This window comes from Microcoleus sp. AT3-D2, assembly GCF_036705715.1.
Lineage (GTDB): Bacteria > Cyanobacteriota > Cyanobacteriia > Cyanobacteriales > Microcoleaceae > Microcoleus.
Genome location: NZ_JAUBVE010000009.1, coordinates 108,548 through 128,415 on the forward strand (window position 1 = coordinate 108,548; position 19,868 = coordinate 128,415).

18 protein-coding genes are annotated in these 19,868 nt (G+C 45.5%); 6 read left to right on the forward strand and 12 right to left on the reverse strand.

Annotated elements, in window-relative coordinates:
* Positions 1-285 precede the first annotated feature (285 nt).
* Positions 286-1,572 (forward strand): glycoside hydrolase family protein, encoded by a 1,287-nt coding sequence (locus tag QUB44_RS06380; RefSeq protein WP_333364517.1) that lies wholly within the window; start codon positions 286-288, stop codon positions 1,570-1,572.
* A 149-nt stretch (positions 1,573-1,721) separates the two neighbouring features.
* Here QUB44_RS06380 and QUB44_RS06385 read toward each other — a convergent pair whose 3' ends face one another.
* The 3 genes from QUB44_RS06385 to QUB44_RS06395 form a co-directional block, all read right to left on the reverse strand.
* Positions 1,722-2,114, reverse strand: a complete 393-nt coding sequence (locus QUB44_RS06385; protein ID WP_333364520.1) for a hypothetical protein — start codon at positions 2,112-2,114, stop codon at positions 1,722-1,724.
* Between the two features lie 729 nt (positions 2,115-2,843).
* Positions 2,844-3,092: a hypothetical protein gene (locus QUB44_RS06390; protein ID WP_333153951.1), complete on the reverse strand. Its 249-nt coding sequence runs from the start codon at positions 3,090-3,092 to the stop codon at positions 2,844-2,846.
* Between the two features lie 172 nt (positions 3,093-3,264).
* A complete protein-coding gene (locus QUB44_RS06395; protein ID WP_015174589.1) occupies positions 3,265-3,609 on the reverse strand; it encodes a hypothetical protein in 345 nt (114 codons plus the stop codon).
* 207 nt (positions 3,610-3,816) lie between these two features.
* On the opposite strand from QUB44_RS06395, the gene QUB44_RS06400 reads away from it, so the two are divergent.
* Entirely contained in the window at positions 3,817-5,340 is a 1,524-nt protein-coding gene (locus QUB44_RS06400; RefSeq protein WP_333364523.1) for an SGNH/GDSL hydrolase family protein, read from the forward strand.
* 21 nt (positions 5,341-5,361) lie between these two features.
* Here the strand turns inward: QUB44_RS06400 and QUB44_RS06405 are convergent, their stop codons facing one another.
* The 4 genes from QUB44_RS06405 to QUB44_RS06420 form a co-directional block, all read right to left on the reverse strand.
* Complete coding sequence (locus QUB44_RS06405) at positions 5,362-6,396, reverse strand: patatin-like phospholipase family protein (protein WP_333364527.1); 1,035 nt, start codon at positions 6,394-6,396, stop codon at positions 5,362-5,364.
* An 84-nt stretch (positions 6,397-6,480) separates the two neighbouring features.
* Positions 6,481-7,110: a methylthioribulose 1-phosphate dehydratase gene (mtnB, locus tag QUB44_RS06410; RefSeq protein WP_333364530.1), complete on the reverse strand. Its 630-nt coding sequence runs from the start codon at positions 7,108-7,110 to the stop codon at positions 6,481-6,483.
* Between the two features lie 248 nt (positions 7,111-7,358).
* The gene (locus tag QUB44_RS06415; RefSeq protein ID WP_333364533.1) at positions 7,359-8,183 is read right to left on the reverse strand and encodes an HAD-IB family phosphatase; all 825 of its coding nucleotides are present in this window, start codon (positions 8,181-8,183) and stop codon (positions 7,359-7,361) included.
* Positions 8,152-8,997, reverse strand: a complete 846-nt coding sequence (locus QUB44_RS06420; protein ID WP_445299873.1) for a Crp/Fnr family transcriptional regulator — start codon at positions 8,995-8,997, stop codon at positions 8,152-8,154. Before QUB44_RS06420 ends, QUB44_RS06415 begins: the two co-directional genes overlap by 32 nt.
* Positions 8,998-9,353: 356 nt before the next feature.
* Here QUB44_RS06420 and QUB44_RS06425 point away from each other — a divergent pair, with 356 nt between their 5' ends.
* Positions 9,354-10,205 carry a DALR anticodon-binding domain-containing protein gene (locus QUB44_RS06425; RefSeq protein WP_333364536.1) on the forward strand — a complete coding sequence of 284 codons (852 nt, stop codon included), beginning with the start codon at positions 9,354-9,356 and terminating at the stop codon, positions 10,203-10,205.
* A 106-nt stretch (positions 10,206-10,311) separates the two neighbouring features.
* Here the strand turns inward: QUB44_RS06425 and QUB44_RS06430 are convergent, their stop codons facing one another.
* The 4 genes from QUB44_RS06430 to QUB44_RS06445 form a co-directional block, all read right to left on the reverse strand.
* Positions 10,312-10,560, reverse strand: a complete 249-nt coding sequence (locus tag QUB44_RS06430; protein ID WP_333364539.1) for a DUF4079 family protein — start codon at positions 10,558-10,560, stop codon at positions 10,312-10,314.
* Positions 10,561-10,579: 19 nt separating this feature from the next.
* Positions 10,580-11,740, reverse strand: coding sequence for an ATP-binding protein (locus QUB44_RS06435; RefSeq protein WP_333364542.1), 1,161 nt, complete (start codon positions 11,738-11,740; stop codon positions 10,580-10,582).
* On the reverse strand, positions 11,737-12,108 hold the full coding sequence (locus tag QUB44_RS06440) for a response regulator (RefSeq protein ID WP_333215812.1): 372 nt from the start codon (positions 12,106-12,108) through the stop codon (positions 11,737-11,739). Before QUB44_RS06440 ends, QUB44_RS06435 begins: the two co-directional genes overlap by 4 nt.
* A 441-nt stretch (positions 12,109-12,549) precedes the next feature.
* On the reverse strand, positions 12,550-14,013 hold the full coding sequence (locus tag QUB44_RS06445; RefSeq protein ID WP_333364545.1) for an ATPase domain-containing protein: 1,464 nt from the start codon (positions 14,011-14,013) through the stop codon (positions 12,550-12,552).
* 97 nt (positions 14,014-14,110) lie between these two features.
* On the opposite strand from QUB44_RS06445, the gene QUB44_RS06450 reads away from it, so the two are divergent.
* From QUB44_RS06450 to QUB44_RS06460, 3 genes are all read left to right on the forward strand, one after another.
* On the forward strand, positions 14,111-15,427 hold the full coding sequence (locus tag QUB44_RS06450; protein ID WP_333364547.1) for an FAD-binding oxidoreductase: 1,317 nt from the start codon (positions 14,111-14,113) through the stop codon (positions 15,425-15,427).
* Positions 15,428-15,685: 258 nt separating this feature from the next.
* Entirely contained in the window at positions 15,686-17,095 is a 1,410-nt protein-coding gene (locus tag QUB44_RS06455; RefSeq protein WP_333364549.1) for a heterodisulfide reductase-related iron-sulfur binding cluster, read from the forward strand.
* Between the two features lie 117 nt (positions 17,096-17,212).
* A complete protein-coding gene (locus tag QUB44_RS06460) occupies positions 17,213-17,350 on the forward strand; it encodes a hypothetical protein (protein ID WP_333364552.1) in 138 nt (45 codons plus the stop codon).
* Positions 17,351-17,483: 133 nt separating this feature from the next.
* Here the strand turns inward: QUB44_RS06460 and QUB44_RS06465 are convergent, their stop codons facing one another.
* The gene (locus tag QUB44_RS06465; protein WP_333364555.1) at positions 17,484-19,715 is read right to left on the reverse strand and encodes a beta-propeller domain-containing protein; all 2,232 of its coding nucleotides are present in this window, start codon (positions 19,713-19,715) and stop codon (positions 17,484-17,486) included.
* Positions 19,716-19,868 lie beyond the last annotated feature (153 nt).

The following is a 19,868-nucleotide window of genomic DNA, read 5'->3' on the forward strand; positions in this document are numbered from 1 at the left end:
GGGGGCTTGTATCCTGGATGCTTTCGGTCAGACAAAAAACCATTTGATTTGGGTCTGAGATGTTGCACCATTCTCAATAACAGGCAAGATGCCTGTTCCACAAAAAGTGCATTTTCTTGTGGGGCGAGCATCCTGCCCGCCCAAAAAAGGCTTATCGAGAATGGTGCAAGATGTGATTTGGGTCAAAGATTTGGGCTGACGCACCCTACAGCTATTTTCCGATCGCCAAATCTGGCAAAATCTTAATAGTTTTACGATTCGCCGTTAACTTTTCCCTCTCTCAGCATGAAAACTCTCAAGTGGCCAGCTTGGTTCCCCTATCCGATTTCGTGGTTAAGGGCATTTGCTCTCGCTCAGAGTTTTAGTTTTGTCCTTAGCCGGGGCATTCCTTTTGTCAGCGACGATATCGGCTTTCTGAGTCTACTGCTGGTGGCTTGGCTGATTCAGTTGCCTTTGTTTTTTGTGTTTCACTTGTTCGCCGTCAAAATCTTAAATCCCTTACTAATTATGCTGCCGGGGCGCTTTAGCGTTGCGCGCAAGTTCAAGCGCAGGCACAGTGGTATTCGATCGCACTTGCGAGAAGGCTTGAATGCTGTTGTAGTGATTTTTTTTGCATTTAATCTGTCGCTGTTGGTGCAAATTGCGATTTTTTATTGGCCAGCGCGATCGATCGATCCGGCTCAGTTACTAACAGGAATATCTACTCTGACAAATGTTGCCATAGCCGGTGAATTAGATTTCTGGCTGATGAAATTGGCGGGGGTTTTATCGAGTCTAACGCTGGTAGCCGCGCCGCTATATCAATACGATTTTCGGGTGCGCCGGATGCGGGCGGCTCGAAAATTAGCCGAAATTTCGGAAATGGAAATGAGTTGGCTAGAAGCTGAGAAATTCGGCCGTCGAAAAAGAGGTTTGCTGAGGCGATCGGAGATTCAAATCCTCGGATTTATACTTTTAATCGGCGCTGTGATTAGCGGCGGTGTTTTTTTGGTTGACAGTTTGCGGGGAAATCAGCAGTTGTCGCAGTCTGTAAGCGGGCTGGGAAAATTCCCGCCGCTGGCTATTAAAACGGGCGATCCTTATATTCGGGCGCTGATGCGAACTATTTCTGCTAGCGAGTCGAATGTTGCTCGCCCTTATCACGTTGTTTACGGTGGCAAATATATATTAGATTTGAGCCGCCATCCTGACTGGTGCGTGAAGATTGTTAATGGCCCGAATCGAGGCAGGTGTACTACCGCTGCGGGCAGGTATCAATTTCTGACTTCGACTTGGAAGGAGAAGGCTAAGCGCTATCAGGCGCGTCGTGCTAATTTTTTATTCTGGGAAGATTACAGTTTTGAACCAGAAGATCAGGATGCTGTGGTTTATGCTTGGTTGAGCGATCGCAAGTTTTGGAAAGCTGATATTCCTGAGATGTTGCGGCAGGAAAGATTAACTGACGTATTGCGGATGCTTTCGGGAACTTGGACGAGTTTGGGATATGGAATTGAGAACAATTCTATGAGTTCTCGTTTGCCGAAAGTCTACCGGGAAATGCTGCGGGAAGAATTGGAAAATGCTGGTTCTTAGGGAGTTAAATGTTGAATGTTGACTGTTGACGGTTGACTGTTGACGGTTGACGGTTGACTGTTGACGGTTGACTGTTAATTCTTAAATAATGTTATTGGTTATTACAAGCCAAAGTGATTAAGAAATAACCACTAACAAGTAACCAATAGCTACTCCTTCAATTTTGGTAAAAATGCTGTCAAACATTTGTACAATTCTAATCCCGGCCCTGCTTGCAAGGGATAAAGCCTGTCGAAATTAATGGGGTTTCCCGGTGCTAATTTCCACTGGGTTTGCTGTGCTGTTTTTGGGGAACTTTCGATCGCTACCGTGATGTTAATAATGTTGTTTTGCTGGGGGATGCCCCGGAAGCAGTAACTTTTGCCCGTGCGTTTGTCTGAATCGCTGCCGGTGATGTATCTGTCTTGTTTGCGAAATTGGATTTCTCTGAAAGGTCGATCGATCGCAAAGGAGTCTCGGTAGCGGTAGTCTCCGTCGCGCAAGCTTTCGACAGTCGGCCTGATTTGAGTTATGACTGTTGCTGGACTAAGAGTTAGCATCATTTATCCGCGTTCCTCCTGTGAAATCGGTGATTTTGCTGTTTGGTGGCTGGTGTCTGAGTCGCTGTGGGCGATCGGCTTAAACAAACCCGTGCCGTGTAACAAATTAATAAAAGTTGTGATGCAGTTTAAGTTGATCCCTATTTATCGTGAATAATTATTTCATGCTTTTATCTCTGTTACCTATCTGAGTAATAATAGAAACATACAGCAAGCCGTGAGAAATTTTACGGGCGCATATTTAGGGATTAATTGACGATACTGCGAGGATACTGCTATGTTGTATGTGACGGGAGAAACAAAAAATTTAGGGCGACTTGAAACCGGAAATTTTCAACGGCGAGGGTCTTTCACTTCTGCGTCTAAAAGTACCCGTATTCTCCGATCGCGAGTTTACAAAGATGAGGCTCTGGTGTCGGCCGTGCTAGCGGGACTGCCAGCTCTTTTGGCATCCCTCGAAAGCTTTCGCGAGCAGTAGAACTTGGCATTTTCTCTTGCTATATATCGCGCGTGGATGTTTGTGATAGAGGCTGCCAAATGAGCAGCGGCTGTTTTGATTGCACCTAAAATCCTCCTCGATTTGATTATAGTTTTGCTGTGCTGAACTCTTCCGGGACGCAGAAACCTGGTTGTTTACACAAAAACATTTTGACAGCCCTTTGTTATGGTATGAAAAATGGTATAAAAACCCGGTTTCTTGGTATGTATCCGTAAGTCTTGTGTTAACAAAATTTATTTGTCAGTGTCATCGGGTGCGATCGATGCCTCTACCTCTTGGGAGGAACGGCTTAACATAGAGTCGTGCAGGTGTTCGTTGTGCTGCCTTTCTTGAGCCATTAATTCTCTGGCTTTTTCTTCAGCAATTCCCTCCCCATGTGTTTCTAGCTCGTGGGAGGAACGGTTGAGCATAGATTCGTGCAAGTGTTCGCTATGCTGCCTTTCTCGTGCAATTAGTTGTCTAGCTTTTTCTTCGGCGTTCATGGTAGTCTCTCCAAGTGTTTGTGAGAACTGATTCTTATATTAAGATGCCACAATTAGAGGGTAAATGTAGCAAGATTAACATAAAATTTTACAAATAATTGTAGAAAAAAAATGTAGAAGAAAAATTGAGTTTGCTGGCGGTGGGTATTGGGTTCGGTGGTTGCTGAGCTAATTATTGCCAGACGCCGGAAAAGATATTTTTGACTGCGATCGCAATTCGATTTAAGTCTTCCTTCAGCAGCGGTGGCCAAGAAACTCCTCTGCGGAGTCCAGCTTCAAATTGCTGCAAACCTTCTACTGACAGTAAATGCAGTGCCGAGATTAATTGTCGATCAAGCATTGGAGATTCTTGCAGGCCTTCAAACAATATTTTTAAAGCTAATAAAATCGATGTCACCTGTCCGGGTACGGGCGGTTGACCTTGTTTGAGACGCATCAGGAAGGCGTCGGGATTTTTCTTTGTTTCCAGGGCTGTTCCTTGGTCGATCAGAAAACTGCGGGCTGTTTTATAATCCATTTGACGTGCGATCGATCTCCTGCAATTAATTAGCTGGCATTATATCACTTTTTGTCTCGCTCAATTTGGTAATATATTTCCATACAGCCTACACTACAGCTACTGGTGAGGTGCGCCCATAAGCACGCTACAGCTACTGATTAGAGGCGTAGCATTCATCCCACAGTCGCCTTGAGCGAAGTGAAACGGACAGGAAAGAATAAAACAATGGCAAAACACCCAGGAAATAGCAGAAAACCAAAGATTTATCGCTACTTGTGGCTGCTTTTTTTGTGTCTGAGCTTTCTGTTAGTTCCGGCTATCAAAAAAATAGCTGCCTATACGCCATTTCCCGCGCCCGCTCCTATTGCAAATAATGCTAGTTTTGGAGCGAGGATTCAAAGGACGATGGGGCTACTTGCTGCTAGCACTCCAACTGAACGCCGCCAAGTGCGTATTCTATTTTACGGTCAATCCATCACTCTGCAAGAGTGGTCGCAAGATGTAGTAAAGGATTTGAAACAGCGATTTCCCAATGCAGATTTGATTTGGGAAAATCGGGCGCTCGGAGGATTTTCAGCCCCGATTTTAATCCGTCCCAGCGAACACGATTTGTATCCTTTTTATCCAGACTTGCTCATTTTTCACGTCTACGGAGGCGGTGAAGATTACGAAGCCATAATTGCCAATGTCCGCAGCCGAACTGCTAGCGAAATACTCTTGCATTCAGACCATATTGACTGGATGCCGACAGGCAACAGCGACGATCCAAATTTAGTCAGCAGATACGAATGGCACAACACTCATTCTACTAAATGGCTGCCGGAGTTGGCCGATAAATACGGCTGCGAAATCGCCGAAATTCGTGAACCTTGGCTGCGGTATTTGAAAGATAATCGCTTGCAGCCCAAACAGCTATTGAGTGACAACATTCACCTCAACGATTGGGGAAATTTTCTCCTAGCTGCTCTCATAAAACCGCACCTGCGATACAGGCAAAATTCTCCTCAACCGCCGCAGGATTTAGTAAAAACCTACACAGTTGGCAGCGATGTTAAGTGGCAAGATGGCAAGTTGGTTTTAGAATTTGAAGGAAATAGAATAGATGCGATCGCCGATAAAACCTTTAACGGCAAGGCAATTTCTGCTAAAATTGCGATCGACGGCAAAAAACCCTCACAATTTCCTGAACTTTACAGCATCACCAGACCTAGCCTTAGCCTTGGCGTTCCTTGGCCCGCTATTCTCCAAGTATCCAGCCAAAAACCGCTCATCGTCGAAGATTGGAAAGCCATAATTACTGAGATTAACAGCGACGCCAGCAAGTTTAAATTTGACGTTGTAGGTTCTAAAACAGGTTACGACGGCAGCGGTACAAACGACGAAATGTTTGTCTCAAACTCCGGCCGCGTCGTGATTGAACCGAGGAACTGGTGGCTAAAAAATTCTTATGAACACTCTAAAAAATCGACGCCTAAAGGCTTTGAGATTTCCTGGCAGGTGCGACCAATGTTTGTTGATTCATACGTTCCTCCACAAATTACAGATTCAAGCCGCGAGTATTCTACAACATTGGCTCAGAATTTGAGCAACTCCAAACACACGCTCGAAATCGTCCCCGAAACAGATGGGAAAGTGCCTATTCAGGCAATTCGAGTGTATCGCCCTCCTTTCTCCAATCTACCATCTCAAGTTGAGAGTTTTAAACCGCAGATATCAAATGTCGATCGCACTTTTCTTGGTATTTCTTAACCACTGACTAAAACTCTAGGACTACTCCGCCAGTAATAAGTCGATAAACTTATCCAACTGTTCATTATTCTTTTCGGCTTGATCCTTGCCAATTCTCAGCAGTTCCGATATTTTCTCTTCCGAGGCATCATCAATCTGCAGCGGTTGTTCGTGGCTCAAATCGGGAGTAATTCTCAAATATTGATTCTGTCTTTCAACCGCATCATAAATTTGGATTAGTTGATAATTTACAGTTTCCGCAACTCCCGTCATCATGATATTAATTAAAGGCTCAACCCACTCAACTTGACCCCAACTTTTTACTTTTTCGTAGGGGTATTTTTTCTGAGCTTCTCCGGTTCCCAAGGATAAAATTACCATCTCTTTTGCTGTCGGGCCTTTGTCGGGACCATTGTCGGGAATTCTGAATTTATTTCTAACTTCTGCATAGGCACAAAGTGCGGGATTGTTTGCGAATACTCCTCCGTCAATTAAAGCGTAGCATTCATTGCTAAAAGAGTAGATTTTAGAAACCTCAAAATAAGAGGGAGCTGCCGATGTTGCTCTGGCGATATCTCTAATAAAATAGTCTTCTTCTGGAGATTTTTTAGCATCTATTTGATCGAAAAAGTGAGCTTTTCTCCTTTCGATGTCGTAACTGGAAATTAAACAAGGTTTTAGTAGTTCGCTGAGTTTGTAATCTCTAAAATTTTCCCAAAATAATTTTTCTAAGGGATCGCTGGGATATTTTTCATCTCTCAAACCATCTAGAGATCTGACTTTTTGCCAAAATGAAGTCTGAAAAACGTCGCGGCCACTCTTAATCGAAAAATTAACAGCGTCTTGGGCCGCCCACCGAGGCCTGCTGGGATTTTCGGCATCGGGACACAAATAGATGCAAGTTAAAATTCCTCCCGCACTCGTGCCGGCGATTAAATCAAAATAGTCAGCTATTCTCGCATCAGGGTTGCCACTTTTTTGTTGTAGCTTTGACTCAACGCTAACTAAAATTTGCGCGGGAATAATTCCTCTAATTCCACCTCCATCTATGGATAAAATTCTGGTATATTTAGCCATAATTGTTGCCTATTCTGAATATTTTATCGTTTCCTAATCTCAAATCCCCAACCCTCCGAATCCATGCACCGCTTAATCTAAAATCTAAAAGTTCAAATCTAAATTTAATTGGCGGGCTGCGATCGTATAGCGAAAAATGTATTCTACAATTTCTACGTAATTGTAGGCAGCGGCGGGCGAGTCTGCCCAGACTGTGATGCCGTGATCGCGAATTAACAAAGCGGGTACAGAGGGCGCACACATGGCAAAGAATTCGCCAATTTCCTTGGCTATCTTAGGGACTTCTAAATAATTTGTAAAGAGGGGTATAGACACTTGCGGGTTTTCCTCCCACACCCCCAAACCTTTCAGAATTTCGATCGCGGGTAAAGGCACTGCATCTCCTGCTGTTAGCCGAGAAACTAAATTTGCCTCGATGGAGTGGACGTGATAGCAAGCTTTAGCGTTTGGAAAACAATTGTAAATGGCTAAATGAATGCTGGTTTCGGCCGAAGGGCGACTGTCTGGAACAGGTTGCTCGACAATTGTGCCGTCTGAGTTCATTCTGATAAAATCTTGTTCAGTTAACTGCCCTTTCGCGCGGCCGCTAGCAGTAATCCAAAAACTGCCATCTGGTAAGCGGGCTGAAAGATTGCCAGCAGTCCCAACCATCCAACCACGATCGTAAAAATGTTTGGCTGCTGCTATTAAATCCGATCTTAAATCGCGACTCATTTTTTATAAATCCTCAGTTTTTAATCTACTTTTTACTTTAATAGGAATTGCGCTGCCCTATCTAAACGTAGGGTAATCCGTGCAAAGCTTATATCAAATTCTGTCGCATCGGACTTATCTGCACGGGGGCGGGTTTATTATATTGTTTATTATGGGCAATTATTGTTGGTGAACCCGCCCCTACAAAATTTAACATCATACAATACCGATGCAAACGGAATTTATATTACCTGAGAAAGGCGATAGTTTCAATTCCATTTCTGGGACAAACTTTCCAAGATATCAAAAAAATTATCCCATTTAGTATAAGGCTTTTGTTGTTCGTCTAGATACTCGGCAAGCCGATCGCGCGCAAACACCGACGAAGCCTGCAAAGCCATATTAAAATCCGTCAGCGAATCTCCGATCGCCACCTGTTCTTCGGCCGGGTGCTGCGCCATCACCCGCACCTTAGACACTAATTCCTCATCTCCTTCAAACTCAGAATTGACTTGCAAGCGAGGGCCACTAGCGTCCACATCTACAGCGTAAATAACGCTCGCCCGGTGTACCAAATCGCCCATTACCGTCTCTACCATGACCCGAAGACCGCCGGAAACGATCGCAAAATCTACCTTTTTTTCGTCCAAAAAATCCAGCAACTCCAACAATCCCGGCCGCATCAGCTTTCCCCTAGAAAATTCCACAATTTCCCCGTAACGTTCCGAGGGAATAGACTCTAGTAACTGCCGCACTCCCGATCGCAAACTCAACCTTCTAGCGTATATTTCAGGCATCAGTTGAGACGACAGTCCCGGTGCGAAATGCTTGAGCATTGCCACAAAAGTTTCTTCAACAGTTATGGTGCCGTCAAAGTCGCAGAATACCACCCGTTGCTGATTGTTCGGGATTGAAGATTTTTGCTTGTCATCGGTCATTGTCAGTCGCACCTTTGGAGAACGGGAAAAGTTTACACAATTCATCGTACACTGTCGAGCGATCGAGCGCGACTGCCCAAAACTAATAGTGACGTGCTGTTTGTTAGCAATTTCCCGCAGGATTTTATGCAGATTCTTCGAGAGAATCTTCATCATCCAGGGAATCATCCAGGGAATCTTCCTCTTCCAGGGAATCTTCGAGAGAATCTTCCAGGGAATCTTCCAAGGAATCTTCTACCTCCTGCTTGTGGTTTTTTGTCTTTTGGGGGTTAGACTTAGCCGGCAAACAGATTAAATTATCATCTTCAGTATTAATCAAACCTTTCGATCGCAACTTACCCATCAGTCGCGTCACCGTCACCCGCGTCGAGCCAATTGCACTGCCAATTTGAGCGTGAGTCAAGGCCCAAGGCAGCCGGTAGCCCCGAACCACATCCGGTTCGTCGTCACCTACGTAAGGTTCGCCGAACTCCTCGATCAACAAAGTGAGAAATCCCAACAGTCGGTCGATCGTCCGCCGCTGTCCCAAAGTGCTCAGCCAGAGAAGTTTCCGCTGGTGTTGGTAGCGAAACGCATCCAAAATTTCCCTGCGGAAGTGAGGCCAATTATCCAAGTCATGCCAGTACATCCACACTACGTGAGTTTGATCGGCGTGGGCGTAAGCTTGGAGAGTAAACGGAGACTGAGCAACCAGTTCAAAGGGCTGGCCTGCGCCGACGAAGCCCAAAAAAGCTTCTTCTGTAGTTTTGTCAACGGATTTCGACTTCGTCGCCGCAGCGCTCACTTGAGCGCTGCCTACGAGCCTCACAGAACCCTTCTGGACTAAATACAGCAGTCCGGGTCTTGCGGGAATCCGCTCGTCTTTGCTAAAAGTCCGGCAGCGGTAGTGTTCCTGGGCCCAGTCGATAATTCGCTGCCAAGTGATAAACGGTCGATCGATAGTCTCTAGAGGTGTGGAAGTTGATTGCATAAGTGAGGCTCTGGGATATATTTTATCAGTGAGAAAAACAGCTTCTGCCAGCAGTGCGATACAAAGTGAGACAACCAACCCCCGATCGAGCTTGCACGCTTCTTAACTGTGCTGACTTTTCTTAGTTTTACCGAAAAATTTAATGTAGCAAAAAATACATCAAAATGGTAGATTTCAGCAAAAAATTTGTCGTAAATTATTGTATATTTAGCCCAAAAATCGCTAGAAAGCTGATTAATTCGATGTAGCCCCGCCTGGGGAAGCCGATCAACTATCTCTGACATCAGCAGTTTAACGTACAAGAACAGTGCAAGCGGTAACAGTCAACCGTCGCTGTTACCGTAGGATCAGCCGATATGGATACAGCAAATATCTCGCAGTGCCCGGAAGTTACAGTGAAGTGTTTCTTGCTTTCCAGGTTCCAAAGGGCGATCGGCCAGCAGGGGACACTAGGGGAAATTCCGTTAAATCGGAGTAAAGATAGCGCGCGGGTGCTGTACGTGTCTGCGATCGCCCTGAAATTGGCTAAAACTTGGCAGCAGACACCGCAGACAATCGCGGCACAGTTGGCCGAAACACTCGAACCGCTGTGCTACCCACATTTCACCGTTAAAGTCGCATCGGCGGGAATTATTGAGTTGGAGTTGACTGATGCAGGTTTAGCCGTCTGGTTGCAGCGTTTAGCTCAAACGAACCTCCCAGTTTCAGAATCTAGAATATTATCTTCTGTTGTGTCAGCCGATCGACTGTTTCCCATTCAGTACAGCCATGGGCGCTGCTGTTCCCTGCTGCGAATGGCCCACCGCGATCGGATAATTTCGATCGCGCAGCCCGATGTCGCTACAGCGCCGCAAATTTGGTGGCTGGCGAGTCCAAATCCTATCCCTTGGATTGACGAGGGCGATCGACTGCGGTTAGTGCATCCAGCAGAACGCCGTTTAATATCCCAACTCTTAACAGTGCTAGACAATTTATATCCTACTTTTGAGGTGAAAAACCGCGAACAACCTGTCAATTATTTCAAATTAGCCAATAGTTTGAGCGAAGCATTTCAGATTTTTTACAGCCAGTGCCGAATTTGGGGAGAAGTTAAAATAGAACAGCCAAAACTCGCCCAATCCCGATTGGGTTTAATATTAGCAACTCAATCTTTGCTGCGATTTATCCTAGAAAATTTGTTTAACGCTATTGCTCCTTTAGAACTTTGAATTAGTCACTATAAAAAAGTAAGAACGAGCATAAAAAAAGTATTTTACTGTATTTTGGCGCTAGTTTCGGACAAGTTTATTTTTTGAAAGCGCAGTGATAAATGAGTTATTTTTGCCAGCTTAAACGAATTTCCAACAAATCGCGAGAACCCGTTACTCTTTGCCAGAGAAATAGCAGGAGCGCGATCCACTTTAGAACAGTGTGAATTTTCCGCCAGCGGTGCGATCGAGCATGATAAATTTCCGCTGCATTTGCCCAGGAAACAACCATCAACAGCGCTGCAGCGATGTTGTAATAAAAATGAGCAACCAGCGATTCATCATCCCTGCGAAAAATCCCGTCTTGAAATCCCAATAAAATGCCTGCATCTAGTTTAAGGCGTTGCAGGCGAGATTTGCTTTTTTCCTGGTTTTGCGATCGGCAGCGTTACTATAAATGTACTGCCGACGCCTTCTTCACTGGTCAAAGTAATTTCGCCACCGTGCAAGTCCACGCATTTTTTAACAATGCTCAGCCCCAGTCCAGTACCGGGAATTCGACCGACATTTTTAGCCCGGTAAAATGAATTAAACAACCGTCCTTGGTCTGCTACAGGTATGCCAATTCCTGAATCCTGTACCGAAAAAATAGCCTCATTTTTAGTAAGTTTTAATTCAAAAATAACTTCGGTATTTGGGGGAGAATACTTAATAGCATTGGACAGCAAATTGCCTAGAATTCGCCGGAGCAAGCTTACCTCCAAACACGCCATAGCGGATTGATAGGGATTGACAAAAATCAGCGTTACCCGATCATTTTCTGGTTTCAACTTCAGGCTGCTATGAAATTCCCCTACCAACTCATTACAAAACTTTGCTAAGTCTATCGGTAGCAAGGAAAAGCCTGTTTTTCCTGACTCAACACGCCCCAGCAGGAGAACATCATCTAATAACAAATCTATGCCTTTTGCCGCTGCTTGAGTTTTGTCTAGCAGTTCTTGTTTTTTCTCATCTGTTAATGTCAACTTGTACTTGGTAAGAAGTTGTGTAGTGCCGATGATGAAATTCAAAGGATTGCGAACGTCATGGGCAATCATGTACAGCAAAGATGTTTTCATCTCGTTGAGCTCTTGGGCTGTTTGCAAAGTGCGATCGAGTTGGTCGTGAGACAATTTAAGAGTTAAAGACAACTGGCGCGATCGCAGCAAAATCTCCACCCGTGCTTGCAATTCTATCTTCTCGATCGGAGCGATAATCAAATCGTCAATACTTTGCCAAATAAATTGCGTTGCCATCCCTACATCCGAGCGGGATGTAATCAACAGAAAAGGCAAGCATACCGGGTGTTCTGCCTGTTTTTGGGCTGCCACCCATTGCCAGTGGCGTTTCAGCGAAATACCGTCAATTATCGCCAGGTCAAAAGATTGATTAAATGGTAAAAAATCCTCACTATTTTCTGTTGAGTGTGGCAGCAATACCTCATAGTAAACAGCTAGCCATTCTAACAACAGGCGGCGATTTTCTTTCTGTTCGACAAGCAATAAAATTTGACTCACGCAGGTTCTCCTAGCAAGCTGTGCACAATTCCTAGCAAATCTCTAACGATTAAAGGTTTTACCAACATATTCCGAGCCCCGTGGCAGAGGCTTTCGTGCTGAATAGCAGCGCTTTGTTTGGGCGAGAGTATCAGAAAAGGGATTTGGTGATTTCGCAGTTGTTCGCAGCACTCCCAAATCCGGCGATCGAAACCAGAAATATCTACTAAAGCCATCCCGATCCTAGCAGGCTGACTGATAGCTTGTGCAACATCTTCAAAGTTATAAGCCGCGATCATCTGGTATCCTTCTTTATTGAGAAATTGTGCTAATAGTTCCAAGTTTCGCTGATTGCGGTCTACGGCTAAAATTATTGAGTTGCCAGTCATTTATCAGCTTCCTGTGAATACGGGTTATACCATTTTAGATTTTAGATTTTAGATTTTACAATGGCGAGTGACTGATTATATATGGGTTGGGAGGTGACCTAAAGTTAGCTTCTTTTTTTATCTGGTATTAGCTTACTTTTCGGCGAGGGATTACATCGGTTTTCACTTAAGTGAAGTACAGATGATCTGACACAGGACACGGCCGCGTGCCCTGTGCCCCTACTGTATTTCATAGAATTGAAAACTACACTACGATAAAAGTCGAAAAATACACAAAATTACCAATATATTTAAGTTTTCCAGGACTTAGGCTAGTGGTAAGGTGCGCGGTGCGCCCCCTACAGCTAGTGGTGAGGTGCGCGGTGCGCCCCCTACTCATTAGTAGATTCACGACTGCAAAATTAGCTGCACTTGCCCAGAAACAGCAGGATCAATCCCGATTCAATCTTCATCCGCTCCCCCCTCAATCCACACCGGCGCCGAACTCAAGATGCCGCGCAGCCCCCCTATCGGTTTGCTGACTTTGATGCCGTAGCGAGTAATCTCAAGTTCTCGCAGAGTTCTCTCGAAATTGCTGACTCGTTTTTTAATTACTCCGATCCCCTTGCGGATTTCTGTCCTATTATGCAGTTGGCGTTCCAGATAGCGTATAAACAGAAGATTATCCGCCAAATAGCTAATTCCGATCTCGGTCAGCCGAAAATCTCCGCTAATGGCTTCTACCTCATTAATCAAGATAACGGTGACTCCCATATTCTTCAGATACTTACACAAAGCGTGCAAATTGTTGACCAAATCTTGCCCCTGCATCGAAAGCTGATAGCCAGAAATACTGTCAATCATCACAATCCGCGTCTTTTCCTGCTCCACCTCCTGGCGTACCATACTGGCAAACTGATCCGGCGAGTACAGCAAAGGTTCCACAGGTATCACGGAAAGACTTCCCTGCCCCATCATCGCCCCAACCGGGATGTTAACGGATTCGCAGCGCTGCAGCAGAGTAGAACTTGACTCCTCAAAAATGTAAACTACCGATCGCTCCCCCCTTCCTGCTGCTTCCTTCATAAACTGAATGCCCACCGTCGTTTTACCCACGCCGCTAGGCCCGCTAATCACCGTCACAGTCCCCCGTTCCAGTCCCCCGTGCAGTAGTTCGTCGATTTCTGGAACCCCAGAAGAAATTGCTTCCGCAACAAAATCCTGTTGAAAGTTGTCCGGCAGCAGTCGCGGAAATACCTCCATACCAGCCTGAGTCAGGCGCAGCGAATGGCGGCCGCTGCGGAAATTGGAGCCTCGCAGCTTGGTGACAGACAGGGCGCGTCCTTCAGGGCGCAGTTCCAAGTAAATTACTCCGTCGCTGATGAATTGCAAATCGTCGTCGGGGGCACTTGATGTGCCTTCGGAGGTAAACACCACCGTCGCCCCCCCTTCCACCAAAAACCGCAGAAAAGACAGAACTTGCTTGCGAAACTGAAACTCATCCGCAGCTAAGTAGCGAAATTGAGTGATTGCGTCCAAAAACACCCGTTGTGGCTTGACAGCTTGGACTCGCTCAATAATCTTTTGTGTAGTCGGTTCTCGCTCAACCTCGGAGGGCGAGAAAATGTCATAAGTCTGAACTTCTGTAAAAAATTCTGAGGATGGGCTCAAATCGAGGAACGCCATCGCTTCAATATCAAAACCGAGACTTGCGGCATTGGCGCGCAATTGCGCTTCGGGTTCTCCTAAAGTAATAAACAGGGGCGTTTCTCCCACAGCCACACCTGCTGCCAAAAAGTGAAAGCCCAGTGTCGTCTTGCCAGTACCCGGGCCGCCGCGCACCAGATAAGAGCGTTGAGAAATTAGGCCGCCGCCAATCACTTCGTTGAGACCGGTAATTCCCAGAGAAATTCGGTTTTGAGACATTTGTTTGTTCATGTTTTGAATATCGGGCCCGTATTAATATTTAATGGTTTTAGGCACTGTTTTGATAATTTTTTTTACCGGGCGTCTGATAACCTTCATGAAATCTTTTTCTACCGAAAATTACGTAAGCACACAAGAATTAGAAAGTATTGTCGGGACTGCTGGCATCTGTCGCTGGCAAGATACAGAGCCATTTTGGCAAGAACGGGTAGAAAAAGCAGTTGCCCCCGACACGAAAATAGATTGTACCCTTTATCCGAATACTCAGGAAGAATTGGCGGCTGTCATTGCTTGGGCACAGCAACATCGCTGTGCAGTCTTGCCTTGTGGCAGTGGCAGCAAACTTGATTGGGGTGGTTTAGTTAAGGGAGTCAAAATTGCCGTGAGCACGGCGCGTCTGAACCGGCTTGTAGAACACGCTGTGGGCGATTTAACTGTGACGGCAGAAGCCGGGATGAAGTTTGCGGATTTGCAGCAAATTTTAGCTGCAGCAGGTCAATTTTTGCCGATCAATCCAGCATATCCGCAACAGGCAACTTTGGGCGGCATTGTCGCTACTGCTGATGCGGGTTCCTTGCGGCATCGCTATCGCGGGGTGCGCGATTTGCTGTTGGGAATGACCTTTGTGCGATCGGACGGTAAAATTGCTGTAGCCGGGGGTCGAGTTGTTAAAAATGTCGCCGGTTACGACTTGATGAAACTGTTTACTGGTGCTTACGGCACTTTGGGCGTCATCAGTCAAGTAACTTTTCGAGTTTATCCGCTGCCGGAATCATCGGGAACCGTAGTGCTGACAGGGGAAACTAATGCTTTGTCCCAAACGGCTCAAATCTTATTATCCTCTGCTTTGACTCCGACAGCCGTTGATTTGGTGTCACCTGATTTAGTAGCACAATTAGGCTTAGGAAAGGGCACGGGATTAATCGTCAGATTTCAAAGTATCGCAGAAAGTGTTAAACAACAGTCAGCCCGCTTGCTGGAAGTTGCCGAAAAGTTGGGTTTGCAAGGCACTAGCTGCTGCGAAAATGATGAGCATCAGTTATGGCAAAGATTGCCAGAAACAATGTGGGATTCTGGCACAAAGTCGGCAATTATTTGCAAAATAGGAATCAGACCGTCGGAAGCTGTAACGGCAATTAACGTATTGCCGGTACAGGACGCTTGGATTCATGCAGGAAGCGGTTTGGGGGTTTTGCGGTTTGAGAATGCGACGGCCCAAACGCTGTTGCAGGTACGCAGAGGGTGCGAAGCGAAAGGCGGTTTTCTGACTGTTTTAGCGGCGCCGACCGACATCAAGCAACAGTTAGATGTTTGGGGCTATACTGGAAGTGCGATCGATTTAATGCGCCGGATCAAACAGCAGTTTGACCCGGAAAATCTTTTGAGTCCACATCGTTTTATAAGCGGTATTTAGTTTAAAGTTTGTAGTCAGGATTTCAGTTTCATTGGTGTCAACTTAACGTCTTATGTAGTACCGATCTACTGTTTGACGATTAGGCTCTAGATCCCCCCTAGCCCCCCTTAAGAAGGGGGGGACAAGAAATGCTCAAAGTCAACCCCTACTCCCCTTCTTAAGGGGGATTTAGGGGGATCTAGACTCAGCTAAAAGCAAGAATTATCAAGGGTTTTAGGCGATAGTCACTAGGAACCAAAACAATTAGGTAAGATATATATGCAAACTTCAGAAAAATCTCCCGTTCCCAGCGACGATTTAATACCTGCCAAAGAAAGCAATTTCCTAGCACAAAATCCCCACTTACAAACCCTCGAAATCCCGGGCTTCGACGCCAACAATCCGCCCGACCCGAAATTAATCGATACTTGCGTACACTGCGGCTTTTGTTTGTCAACTTGTCCGAGTTATCGCGTACTTGGCAAAGAAATGGATTCGCCTAGAGGCCGCATTTATTTAATGGATGCAATTAACGAAGGCGACGCACCATTAAACGAAGCAACCTCACAGCATTTCGATACTTGTTTGGGCTGTTTAGCCTGCGTTACAACTTGTCCTTCTGGAGTACAATACGACAAATTAATTTCCGCAACTCGCCACCAAGTTGCCAGAAATCAGCCACGCACTTTTTCCGACAATGTAATTCGCACTCTGATTTTTAATCTCTTCCCTTATCCTCACAGATTGCGGCCTTTGCTTGTACCCCTGTTTATTTATCAAAAATTAGGACTGCCAAAACTTGTCCGCAAAACAGGTTTGCTGAAAAAAGTATTTCCCCGCTTGGCGGCGATGGAATCAATTTTGCCGAAAGTTACTGTCGATTCTTTCCGGGATAATTTACCAGAGGTAATTCCGGCACAAGGAGAGAAACGCTATCGAATCGGCGTGATTTTAGGCTGCGTGCAGCGGCTGTTATTTTCGCCAGTTAATGAGGCTACGGTGCGCGTTTTGACGGCTAACGGTTGCGAGGTTGTGGTTCCTAAAAGTCAGGGATGCTGTGCTGCTTTGCCGGAACACCAAGGCCAAGCGGAACAGGCGAAAGCTTTGGCGAGACAAATGATTGATAGCTTTGAAAATACTGGTGTTGATTTTGTGATTATCAACGCTGCTGGGTGCGGCCATACTTTGAAAGAATACGGTCACATTTTAGCCGATGACCCGCAATATCGGGAGAAAGCTGAAAAATTCGCTGCTAATGTTAAGGACGTGCAAGAGTTTTTGGCAAGTGCAGGAATTACGGCAAAACTCAATCCTTTGATTGAGGGAGATTTAACAATTGTTTATCAGGATGCTTGTCATTTGTTGCACGGGCAAAAGATTAGTTTGCAGCCGCGTCAGTTGCTGCAACAAATCCCTGGGGTGAAGTTAAAAGAGCCTGTGGATGCGGCTTTGTGCTGTGGGAGTGCGGGGGTTTACAATATGCTTCAGCCGGAGGTTGCTGATGAATTGGGAGTGCAAAAGGTGGAGAATTTGCTGAATACTGGGGCGGAGTTGATTGCTTCTTCTAATCCGGGTTGTTCTTTGCAAATTAAGAAGCATTTGGAGTTGCAGGGAAAGAAAGTTACTTTAATGCACCCAATTGAGCTTTTGGATTATTCGATTCGCGGGGTTAAGTTGCTGAGGAAGTAGTTTGGTAGGGCGGGCGGTGTCCGCCCTATTTTCGCTGCTGAGTGAGATTTTTTTTCAAGGAACAGCAGGAATTCACAGGCGGGACGCCTGTTCCACAGAGGAGTCTGGGGTGAAAAGTTGCAAATTTATCGCCCTGACGGCGAACCGTTTGCAAGTTATGAGGAGGTTTCTCGCAGCTTGGAACAAGCCCAACAGCGGGCTGCTTTATTGGCAGAAAGACTGCGAACGATGGGAATTGACCCGGAACAATTGTAAACTAGATTGGGAAAAGACCGATCGCACTTTTAAATTTTAGCAAAAGTGCGATCGGCATAATAACTAATAACTAATGACTAATGACTAATGACTAATGACTAATGACTAATGACTAATAACTAATGACTAATGACTATTTCCCCTCTTCTAACCTCAAAAAATGCACCTGTCCCGAAGCTTCCGCCGCCACAATTGTCACCCCATCAGGTGCAATAGCGCAAGCTTTCAAAGCACTATCTCCCCTGAAACTAGCAATTACTTCTAGACTTAACAAATCCCAAACTTTGAGAGTATTATCGTCCGAAACAGAAATTGCCTTTGTTCCCATAGTCGCCACAGATGTTACCGCATCAGCATGACCTGCCAAAGTAAAAACTTCTTTTCTACTTGACAAATCCCAAACTTTCAAATTGTGTTCCCGCCCTCCTGAAATCGCCCATTTGCCATCCGCCGTAACTGCCACAGCATTCACAAAACTCTCATGACCTTTGAGAGTGAAAAGTAGATTTTTGACGGCTAAATTCCATAAATTTGCCAAAATATTCTTTTCTTTCCCCAAACTCCAAACTTTCAGAGTTTGGTCGCCGGAAGCCGAAATAACCTGCTTGCTGTCGGGAGTAACTGCCACAGCTTTTATCCCGTCCTCATGACCTAAAAAAGTAAAAAGTTCCTCTCCTGTTTCTAAATTCCAAACTTTAATAGTTTTGTCTCCCGAACCGGAAATCGCCATTGTTCCGTCCGCAGTCACTGCCACAGAATTTACCCAGTCCGTATGACCAGTGAAAGTAAAGATTTCCTTTCCGGTTTCTAGATCCCAAACTTTCACAGTTTTGTCGCCGGAACCCGAAACTACTAGCTTGCTATCCGGTGTAATTGCGATCGCTTTTACCCAATCTTTATGTCCCGAAATAGTGAAAATTTCCTGTCCGTTTTTGAGATTCCAGACTTTAATGCTGTTGTCTCCTGAACCGGAAATCGCTTTCGTACCATCTGCAGTCACTGCTACAGCATTTACCCAGTCATCGTGACCTGCAAAGGATAAATTTTCTTTGCCTGTTTCTAAGTGCCAAACTTTGAGAGTTTTGTCAGAGGAACCAGAAACTATCCGCTGCCCGTCGGGAGTAACAGCCACAGCATTCACTGGGGCGATGTGATTGGTAAAAGTGAAAAGTTCTTCTTTTGTTTCCAGATTCCAAACTTTCAGCGTTTTGTCGCCGGAAGCCGAAATTACCCGTTTGCCGTCGGGACTGACTGCCACAGCTTGAACGAAACTGCTGTGTTTTCCTAAAGTAAAAAGTTGCTTTCTTTCTGACAAACTCCAGACTTGAACAGTGCCGTCGTAACTGCCGGAAATTATTTGTTCGCCGTCGGGAGTAACTGCTACACTTTTTACCCAGTCTGCATGACCTGTGAGAGTAAAAAGTTCTTTTCCGGTTTCTAGGTTCCAGACTTTTATGCTGTTGTCTCCCGACCCGGAAATTAACCGTTTGCTATCAGGAGTTACTGCTACGGACTGGACAAAACTGCTGTGACCTTTGAAGTTAAAAATTACTTCCCTGGTTGTTAAATCCCAAACTTTAATACTGCCATCCCAAGAACCTGAAATTACTCGCTTGCCGTCGGGAGTTACTGCTACTGCTTCTACGGCAAAAGTATCGCCGGCAAAAGTAAATATTTCTTGTCCAGTTTCTAAATCCCAAATTTTAATCGTATTGTCCCAAGAACCGGAAATTACTTTAGTGCCGTCGGGCGTGACAGCTACAGCATTGACGTAGGTAAGATGACCTTTGAGGGTGGAAAGTTCTTCTCCTGTTTCTAAGTGCCAAATTTTGAGAGTGTGGTCGGAGGACGCAGAAATTGCCCGCTTGCCGTCGGGGGTGATTGCTACAGCCTGTACCCAGTCTGTATGTCCGGTGAGGGTACGCAACAATCTCCCGCCAGGAGGAGTAAAGCTGGGCGTTAGCGGTCGCAGCCAGGGGGTTGTTTGGTGTTTTGCCTGTGCTAGCAGTGCTTGAATTTCTGGACTTTCAAAGCACATCAAGCGGGCTATTAGTTGGGTGGCTAGTTGGCTTTTATCTGTGGCTAGAATGTGGGCAGACAGCCGAATTGCTTCTTGGATTAATTTGAGTAGGTCGGCTTTTTGGTCTGAGATAATAATATCTGGACTTGTTGCTAAATCGTAATCTTCTATTAGCGCCTGTACTCCCGATGCTGACAGCTTGGCTTTAATAAAATTGTAATCTGTTAGTAAGCTGTATAATTTTTCGGAGTCTGAAGTCGCTGCTAGCTGACTGGGCAATATTCCCAGGTAGTGCGTCTGTTCTGCGGGCTGCATTTTATCCAGCCCTTGTGTAAACTCGGTCATAAATTTACGGATGTGTTCTTTAAATGTATACGATCGCTAGCTGTACCCTACCGAAAACAGGGCTATTTCATTCTAAACAGCTTCTTCAAAACGTCTAGACCATAGCCCGCGAGCCGTTGTGCCTGTGCCATATTTGTTTCTCCAGCTTCTCGA

What these genes read in the sequence shown, in the direction of transcription:
- QUB44_RS06450 (WP_333364547.1), top strand. Translation starts at nt 14,111, where the DNA reads ATGAAATCTTTTTCTACCGAAAATTACGTAAGCACACAAGAATTAGAA.
- QUB44_RS06390 (WP_333153951.1), bottom strand. Translation starts at nt 3,092, where the DNA reads ATGAACGCCGAAGAAAAAGCTAGACAACTAATTGCACGAGAAAGGCAG.
- mtnB (WP_333364530.1), bottom strand. Translation starts at nt 7,110, where the DNA reads ATGAGTCGCGATTTAAGATCGGATTTAATAGCAGCAGCCAAACATTTT.
- QUB44_RS06415 (WP_333364533.1), bottom strand. Translation starts at nt 8,183, where the DNA reads ATGATGAAGATTCTCTCGAAGAATCTGCATAAAATCCTGCGGGAAATT.
- QUB44_RS06425 (WP_333364536.1), top strand. Translation starts at nt 9,354, where the DNA reads ATGGATACAGCAAATATCTCGCAGTGCCCGGAAGTTACAGTGAAGTGT.
- QUB44_RS06380 (WP_333364517.1), top strand. Translation starts at nt 286, where the DNA reads ATGAAAACTCTCAAGTGGCCAGCTTGGTTCCCCTATCCGATTTCGTGG.
- QUB44_RS06445 (WP_333364545.1), bottom strand. Translation starts at nt 14,013, where the DNA reads ATGTCTCAAAACCGAATTTCTCTGGGAATTACCGGTCTCAACGAAGTG.
- QUB44_RS06405 (WP_333364527.1), bottom strand. Translation starts at nt 6,396, where the DNA reads ATGGCTAAATATACCAGAATTTTATCCATAGATGGAGGTGGAATTAGA.
- QUB44_RS06420 (WP_445299873.1), bottom strand. Translation starts at nt 8,997, where the DNA reads ATGCAATCAACTTCCACACCTCTAGAGACTATCGATCGACCGTTTATC.
- QUB44_RS06395 (WP_015174589.1), bottom strand. Translation starts at nt 3,609, where the DNA reads ATGGATTATAAAACAGCCCGCAGTTTTCTGATCGACCAAGGAACAGCC.
- QUB44_RS06440 (WP_333215812.1), bottom strand. Translation starts at nt 12,108, where the DNA reads ATGACTGGCAACTCAATAATTTTAGCCGTAGACCGCAATCAGCGAAAC.
- QUB44_RS06455 (WP_333364549.1), top strand. Translation starts at nt 15,686, where the DNA reads ATGCAAACTTCAGAAAAATCTCCCGTTCCCAGCGACGATTTAATACCT.
- QUB44_RS06465 (WP_333364555.1), bottom strand. Translation starts at nt 19,715, where the DNA reads ATGACCGAGTTTACACAAGGGCTGGATAAAATGCAGCCCGCAGAACAG.
- QUB44_RS06385 (WP_333364520.1), bottom strand. Translation starts at nt 2,114, where the DNA reads ATGATGCTAACTCTTAGTCCAGCAACAGTCATAACTCAAATCAGGCCG.
- QUB44_RS06400 (WP_333364523.1), top strand. Translation starts at nt 3,817, where the DNA reads ATGGCAAAACACCCAGGAAATAGCAGAAAACCAAAGATTTATCGCTAC.